The sequence below is a fragment of the Frankia nepalensis genome, assembly GCF_016786325.1.
Taxonomy (GTDB): Bacteria; Actinomycetota; Actinomycetes; order Frankiales; family Frankiaceae; genus Pseudofrankia; species Pseudofrankia nepalensis.
In genome coordinates this window covers 21,763-28,208 of the sequence record NZ_JADWYU010000161.1, presented here as the reverse complement: position 1 = coordinate 28,208, position 6,446 = coordinate 21,763, and the positions used below count along the sequence as shown (strand labels likewise).

Sequence of the window (6,446 nt, the reverse complement as noted above, 5' to 3'; positions counted from 1 at the left end):
TGGGAGCGGCCGGCGTTGTGGACGCAGACGAACAGGACCGACGGCTTGTCGGACACGGACGAGTCCTCTCGTGAGCACAGGGAGGCGACAGGCCGGCTCGGCCGTCGTGGTGACCTTAGGGGGTGCGTGGCGGGGGCAGGGGCTGGTCCGGCAGGAGGCTCGTGAGCAGGGCCCGCACGCGATGGTCGATGTCGTCGCGGATCGCGGCGACCTGCTCGGCGGGGGCGCCGTCGGGGTCGCCGACCGGCCAGTCCTCGTAGCGCTTGCCGGGCAGGTAGGGGCAGCGGTCGCCGCAGCCCATGGTGATGACGACGTCGGCGGCGGCGAGGATGTCGTCGGTGAGTGGCTTGGGGAACTCCTCGTCGAGGGACAGGCCGATGTCCTTCATCGCGGCGACGACCTCGGGCTGGATCCGTGAGCCGGGGTCGGAGCCGCCGGTGCGGATGTGCAGGGCGGTACTGGCGTAGTGGCGGGTCAGCGCGGCGGCCATCTGGGAGCGACCGGCGTTGTGGACGCAGACGAACAGCACCTCGGGTACCCGCTTGGCGATCAGCCCGCGAGTCGTGGCGAGTGCCTTGAGGCGTTCCCGGGTCAGCCGCTCGGCCAGGACCGGCAGGTACAGGGTGACCTGGGCGGTGCGGGCGAGCCGGCGGTAGGAGTCGGCGAGCAGGTCGGTGACCTCGCCGGCGTCGAAGGTGGTGTCGTAGTCGTGGGCGAGCCGGCGCGCGGTTGTGAGCAGGGCCCTCGCGGTGGCCGGGTCGAAGCCGGGTAAGTCGTCCAGGCTGATGGAGTTCTCCGGTCTGGTCATGAGACACCTCGCGAAGGGTGCACGGGTGCGGCGCCGTTGCCGTTGGTGGGCGCCGCGGCGGACGGGTGCGGGAGAAGGACCTCGGCGGCCTGCGCCGGCCCGGCCGGGGTGGACGGGTAGAACAGCCGGACCAGGCCGTAGCCGACCGCGCCGCCGGCGAGCTGGACGGCCGCGAAGGCGGGGACGGAGGCCGGGGCGATGCCGGCGAAGGTGTCGGAGAACATCCGGCCGACGCTGATCGCGGGGTTCGCGAAGCTGGTCGAGCTGGTGAACCAGTAGGCGGCGCCGATGTAGGCGCCGACCGCGGCCGGGGCCCGTTCCCCGCGGCCGGACCGGACCAGCGAGAAGATCAGCAGGATGAGGCCGGCGGTCGCGACGACCTCGGCGAGCAGATGCGCCGACGACGCCCGGTGGTGCGTCGAGATCGACACCGCCGGGCCGTCGAACATCAGGTTCGCCAGGATCGCGCCGCCGACGCAGCCGGCTACCTGGGCGGGCAGGTAGGCGGCGGCGTCCCGCCACGACAGGCCACCGAACGCCGCGTCCACCAGGGTCACGACCGGGTTGAAATGCGCCCCGGACACGGGGCCGACCATCAGGATGATCGCGTAGAGGCCGGCGGCGGTCGCGGCGGCGTTCTCGACCAGCTGCAGGCCGACCTGCCCGGGGCTGAGCCGCTGCGCGGCGATCCCGGAACCGACAACCAGCGCCGCCAACAACAGGCTGCCCAGCGCCTCGGCGGCCAGCCGCCGCACCAGCGGCGGCTGACCGGGGTCTTCGTGGTGGGTCACCGTGCCGGCGGTCAGCAGCAGGTGCCGGCCGAGGCCGGCTCCACCGTCAGCGAGGTGCGCCCCCCGGCCGCCACCGGCGCGGCCTGCTCGGCCTGCGCCGCCTGCTCGGCCTGCTCGGCCGGCGTTGCTGGCGTTGCTGGCGTACAGACCGGCCCGCAGTCACACGCCGACCCCGGCCCGCCGTCACCGCGGGTGACCAGCCGGGGCGCGGGTTCGGTGACGTCGGCGAGCACGGTGTAGACCTCCCACGGCGCGCCGTCCGGGTCGTCGACCCACACCTTGTCCTGCAGCGCGTAGCAGCAGGCCGTGTTCTCCTCCACCGCCGTGGCCAGCCCGGCCCCGGCCAGCCGTGCCGTGGCCGCGGACACCTCCTCGGTCGTGGCGACCTCCACGCCCAGGTGATTGAGGGCTCCAGCGACACCGGTGCCGCGGGCGTCGGGATTCTCGATCAGCACGAGCTTCAGCGGCGGGGTGTCGATCGCGAAGTTCGCGTACCCCGGACGGCGCTTGGCCGGCTCGGCGCCGAACAGCTTCCCGTAGAACTCCACCGCCGCGTCCACGTCCGAGACGTTCAACGCCAGCTGCACCCTGGCCATCACGACCACCCCTCGCATCGACGACGGTCTATATCTGACGGGACGAGGATGACCGGAGATATAGACGGCTGTCAATAGCTGGGGCATGCTGGGGCCATGGCGACGACATCCCCGCCGATAACGCTTCCGGTCCTTGCCCCAGGCGCCGCCCCGGACGCCCCGCCCGGCCGGCCAGGAGCGCTCTCCGCCTGCTGCACCCCGCTGGCGGGCGCCCCGCTGTCCGCCGCCGACGCCGACCAGCTCGCCGCCGTCCTCAAGGCGATCGCCGTCCCCGCCCGGCTACGGATCCTGTCGATGATCTACGCGCGGGACGGCGGCGAGGCCTGCGTCTGCGAGCTCACCGAACCCCTCGGCCTGACCCAGCCCACGGTCAGCCACCACCTGAAGATCCTCGTCGACGCCGGCCTGATCACCCGCGACAAGCGCGGCGTCTGGGCCTACTACCGCGCCGTCCCCGGCACCCTCGACGCTCTCGCCGCCGTGTTCGGACCACCACGCTAGACACACCCCGGGGCCGCCGGCGCGCGGGCCGTCCATCCCTGTGCGCGTGGCAGCCGACTGGTCCTCGCTACCGGTCTCCCGCATCCCATCGGAGAGCTGGCCCTGTGACGTCTGTCGGGACGTGCCGGACGCCGCCGTGAGCGCGGCGGCGATCACTCCTGTGCCCGCGAGCAGAAGGTAGAGGTTGGGGTAGCCGCCGACCGGGCCGGCGAGCGCGGTGGCGGTGAACGGTGCGCACGCCCCCGCGATCGTGACCGGGGCGGCGAGGATCGCGGAAAGGTGGCCGTAGGAGGCGGTGCCCCAGCGGTCGGGCACGGCGGTGGCCTGCAGCAGGGTGAGGTTGCCGCGGATCATGCCGGCCGCGACGCTCAGGACGACGAGCAGGGGCAGCGGGCCGGGGACGAGGCCCTGCGTGGCGATGAGACCAGCCGCCGCGGCGATGAGCAGGACGGTGCGGGCCGTGGCGGTGGTGCGGGCCTGCAGCGTCGCGTAGCCGAGCCGGCCCAGGGTCTGACCGGCTCCCCCAAGGCCGAGCGCCAGGGCCGCTGTGGTCCCATCGGCGCCACGGGAGATCATCAGGGGTACCAGGGCGATCAGGGCCGCGAAGACGACGAGGCCGTTGAGGGTGAGGCCGGCGGCGAGCAGGACGAACTCGCGGCTGCGGGTGATCGCGCGGATGGTGGCCGGCGCCACGGTCGCGCTGTTCGTCGGGGTGGCGGGGTTCTCGGGCGGGCGGGTGGCCGGTGGCCAGGGGGCGCGCAGCGCGAGGGCGTGTGCCGGGATGGTGACGATGGCCAGGACGGCGGCGAGGACCAGGTAGGTGGCCCGCCAGGAGAGGTGGTCGGCGAGCAGCGCGGTGAACGGCGCGAAGACCGTGCTGGCCAGGCCGCCGGCGAGGGTGACCACGGTCAGGGCGCGCACCGCCGCCGGGCCCCACCAGCGGGTCACCGCGGCGAACGCCGGCGGGTAGAAGGTGCCGGCCATCGCCACTCCGGCCACGAGCCAGGCCAGGACGAACAGGGCGATGTTCGGGGTCAGGGCGAGGCCTGCGACGGTGAGGACCGCCAGGGTCGAGCCGGCGGTCATCACCAGGCGGGGGCCGCGGCGGTCGATGACGCGCCCGACCGGTATCCCGGCGAGGGCGGAGACCAGCAGCGCGGCCGAGAACCCGGCGCTGGCCGCTGTGCGCGACCAGCCGGTGTCGGCGGCGATCCGGTCGAGCAGCACCGGGAAGGCGTAGTAGAGCACGCCCCAGCTCGTGATCTGGGTCAGGCACAGAGCCGGCAACGCGGCCCGCGGCGGTCGCGGCCAGGCCCCTGTTTCGGGCCCGGCCACGACCGCCGGCGAGACTGCCGAGGAGTCGGTCAACGCGCCACGGAGAGCAGGTTGGCACCGAGGCTGACGACCGCCGGCGCGCCGCAGCACCCGCCCCCGCCGGCCGGGGCCTCGGCCTCAGCGGCGTCGGGCTCGTCGAGGACACCGGCTCCGCCGCAGACGCCGGTCTCCGGCAGCGTGAGCTCGACGCGGGCCGCGGCCTCGTGGTCCCCGGCGAGCGCCGCCGCGACCGAGCGGACCTGCTCGTAGCCGGTCAGGGCCAGAAACGTCGGGGCACGGCCGTAGCTCTTCATGCCTACCAGGTACATCCGGTCGTCCGGGTGCGCCAGCTCGGCGGCGCCGTGGGGGTAGACGGTCCCGCAGGAGTGGACGTTCGGGTCGATCAGCGGCGCGAGCGTGGTGGGCGCGGACAGGCGGGCGTCGAGGTCGAGCCGGACCTCCGACAGGAACGACAGGTCCGGACGCAGTCCCGTCAGCGCGATGATCTCATCGACGGGTTCGCTGCGCCGGCCGTCGTCCGCGACCAGGACCAGGCCGTCACCGTCGTCGGCGCGCCCGATGGCGGTGACCCGGAAGCCGGCCAGCACGCGGGCCTGGCCGCTGTCGACGGCCGCCTTCGCGCGCAGGCCCAGCGCGCCGCGCGCCGGCAGCTGGTCCGCGTCGCCGCCGCCGAAGGTGCTCGCGCCGACGCCGCGACGCAGGACCCACTGGGTGCTGGTGGCGGGGTCGCTCTGGGCCAGTTGGGCGAGCGCGGCCAGCGCGGTGAACGCGGAGGCGCCGGAACCGACGACGGCGACCCGCCGTCCGGCGTAGCGGGCCCGGACTGTCGGGTCGCCGAGATCCGGGATGCGGTAGGAGATCCGTCCTGCGGCCTCCCGTTCCCCGGCGGCCGGCAGGCCGTCCGCCCCGAGGGGGCTCGGTGTCGACCAGGTCCCGGAGGCGTCGATCACGCCCTGCGCGGTGATGCGCTCCTCGGTGCCGTCGGCGTGCCGTACCTGCACGACGTAGGGCTGCTCGTCGCGTCCGGCGTCGACGACCCGGTCGCGGCCGGCCCGGGCGACCCCGGTCACGGTCGCGCCGAACCGGACCGCGTCCCCGAGAGCGTCCGCGAGTGGCCGCAGGTACTGCTCGGCCCACTGCGCGCCGGTCGGGTAGGCGTCGTCCGGAGGACGGATCCAGCCCTCGGCGGCCAGCAGCTTCTCCGCCGCCGGGTCGACCAGCTCGGCCCAGCGGGAGAACAACCGGACGTGGCCCCACTCACGCACGGCGGTACCGGCCTGGGGCCCGGCCTCCAGGACACGGGGGGTCAGGCCACGGGCGAGCAACTGGGCCGCGGCGGCCAGACCCACCGGGCCGGCTCCGATGACGACGACGGGCAGTTCGACGTTGGACGCGGGCACGTCGACTCCTCTCCAGACATTGATGATGGTCGATGCTTGCGTGACCACCATGGACTCTGATTCGATGGATGTCAATATAGACGCCTGTCGAATCAGGGAGTGGGGATGGAGCGGATCGACGTCGCGGTGATCGGCGGCGGGCAGTCCGGCCTGGCCGCCGCCCGGGCCCTGCGCCACCGGACACTCGCACCCGTGATCTTCGAAGCGGCTGGTGAGCCGACCGGTGCCTGGCCGCGCTACTACGACAGCCTTCGGCTGTTCTCACCCGCCCGGTACAGCGGGTTGCCCGGTCTACCGTTCGGCGGCGACCCGGCCCGCTACCCGCACCGCGACGAGGTCGTGGACTACCTGCGTCGCCATGCCGCCGGTCTCGACGTCGAGGTCCGTCCGCGCCAGCGGGTCGAGGCCGCCAAGGCCGACACCGACCCCGCGGGCTTCGCCGCCCAGCGCCTCGCCGACCAGATCACCACCCACCTCCGCCGCGGCACCCGATGAGGACATCCACAGCCACGGCCCTCGCGTGCCACGATGGACCCATGGCCGCCACCGGGATGCTCCCCATCCTTGACACCGGGGTCGCGCCGTGCTGCCCCCCGCTCACCGAACGACCGCTCACACCCGCCGAGGCCGAACGCACCGCCGCGATGTTCAAAGCGCTCGGCGACCCGGTCAGGCTGCGAATCTTCTCCATGATCGCCTCCAGTGCCGGCAGTGAAGCCTGCGTCTGCGACATCTCCGACGTCGGCGTCTCCCAGCCCACCGTCTCCCACCACCTCAAGAAACTCCGCGAGGCGGGCCTGCTCACCTCCGAACGACGCGGCACCTGGGTCTACTACCGCGTCGCGCCCTCCGTCCTCGCCACCCTCGGGCAAACATTCGCGGCCGCCTGACACTGGCTCCACGCTTCCTACGGCGCTCGCCAGGCCGGTGGGTGTCCCAGCCAACCCGCCACGGTCTCTTCGCCGGGTCGAGCCGGTGACGACGATCGCGTCGCCACCGTGCGGCCGGAGTTCGG

General features: G+C 73.8%; 6 protein-coding genes and 2 pseudogenes. 3 read left to right on the top strand and 5 right to left on the bottom strand.

The window, feature by feature from the left end; genetic code table 11:
- Positions 1-115 precede the first annotated feature (115 nt).
- The 3 genes from I6A81_RS45075 to I6A81_RS25165 are packed head-to-tail and all read right to left on the bottom strand — an operon-like array spanning position 116 to position 2,195.
- Entirely contained in the window at positions 116-808 is a 693-nt protein-coding gene (locus I6A81_RS45075; RefSeq protein WP_285222725.1) for an arsenate reductase/protein-tyrosine-phosphatase family protein, read from the bottom strand.
- Entirely contained in the window at positions 805-1,599 is a 795-nt protein-coding gene (locus I6A81_RS25170; RefSeq protein WP_307874898.1) for an aquaporin, read from the bottom strand. The genes I6A81_RS45075 and I6A81_RS25170 overlap by 4 nt, the downstream gene beginning before the upstream one ends.
- 11 nt (positions 1,600-1,610) lie before the next feature.
- Complete coding sequence (locus tag I6A81_RS25165) at positions 1,611-2,195, bottom strand: ArsI/CadI family heavy metal resistance metalloenzyme (protein WP_203005408.1); 585 nt, start codon at positions 2,193-2,195, stop codon at positions 1,611-1,613.
- Between the two features lie 96 nt (positions 2,196-2,291).
- On the opposite strand from I6A81_RS25165, the gene I6A81_RS25160 reads away from it, so the two are divergent.
- Positions 2,292-2,696 (top strand): ArsR/SmtB family transcription factor, encoded by a 405-nt coding sequence (locus tag I6A81_RS25160; protein WP_203005405.1) that lies wholly within the window; start codon positions 2,292-2,294, stop codon positions 2,694-2,696.
- Positions 2,697-3,116: 420 nt separating this feature from the next.
- Here the strand turns inward: I6A81_RS25160 and I6A81_RS43885 are convergent.
- Together I6A81_RS43885 and I6A81_RS25155 are read right to left on the bottom strand one after the other, a co-directional pair.
- Positions 3,117-4,031 (bottom strand): annotated as a pseudogene (locus I6A81_RS43885) (MFS transporter); the annotation flags it as partial.
- A gap of 29 nt (positions 4,032-4,060) precedes the next feature.
- Positions 4,061-5,431 (bottom strand): NAD(P)-binding domain-containing protein, encoded by a 1,371-nt coding sequence (locus tag I6A81_RS25155; protein WP_307874897.1) that lies wholly within the window; start codon positions 5,429-5,431, stop codon positions 4,061-4,063.
- Positions 5,432-5,536: 105 nt separating this feature from the next.
- Here I6A81_RS25155 and I6A81_RS25150 point away from each other — a divergent pair.
- Both I6A81_RS25150 and I6A81_RS25145 read left to right on the top strand, forming a co-directional pair.
- A pseudogene (locus I6A81_RS25150) lies at positions 5,537-5,851 on the top strand (NAD(P)-binding domain-containing protein); the annotation flags it as partial.
- A 116-nt stretch (positions 5,852-5,967) separates the two neighbouring features.
- Complete coding sequence (locus tag I6A81_RS25145) at positions 5,968-6,321, top strand: ArsR/SmtB family transcription factor (RefSeq protein WP_238429913.1); 354 nt, start codon at positions 5,968-5,970, stop codon at positions 6,319-6,321.
- The last annotated feature ends 125 nt before the right edge of the window (positions 6,322-6,446 follow it).

What these genes read in the sequence shown, in the direction of transcription:
- I6A81_RS45075 (WP_285222725.1), bottom strand. Translation starts at nt 808, where the DNA reads ATGACCAGACCGGAGAACTCCATCAGCCTGGACGACTTACCCGGCTTC.
- I6A81_RS25165 (WP_203005408.1), bottom strand. Translation starts at nt 2,195, where the DNA reads ATGGCCAGGGTGCAGCTGGCGTTGAACGTCTCGGACGTGGACGCGGCG.
- I6A81_RS25160 (WP_203005405.1), top strand. Translation starts at nt 2,292, where the DNA reads ATGGCGACGACATCCCCGCCGATAACGCTTCCGGTCCTTGCCCCAGGC.
- I6A81_RS25145 (WP_238429913.1), top strand. Translation starts at nt 5,968, where the DNA reads ATGGCCGCCACCGGGATGCTCCCCATCCTTGACACCGGGGTCGCGCCG.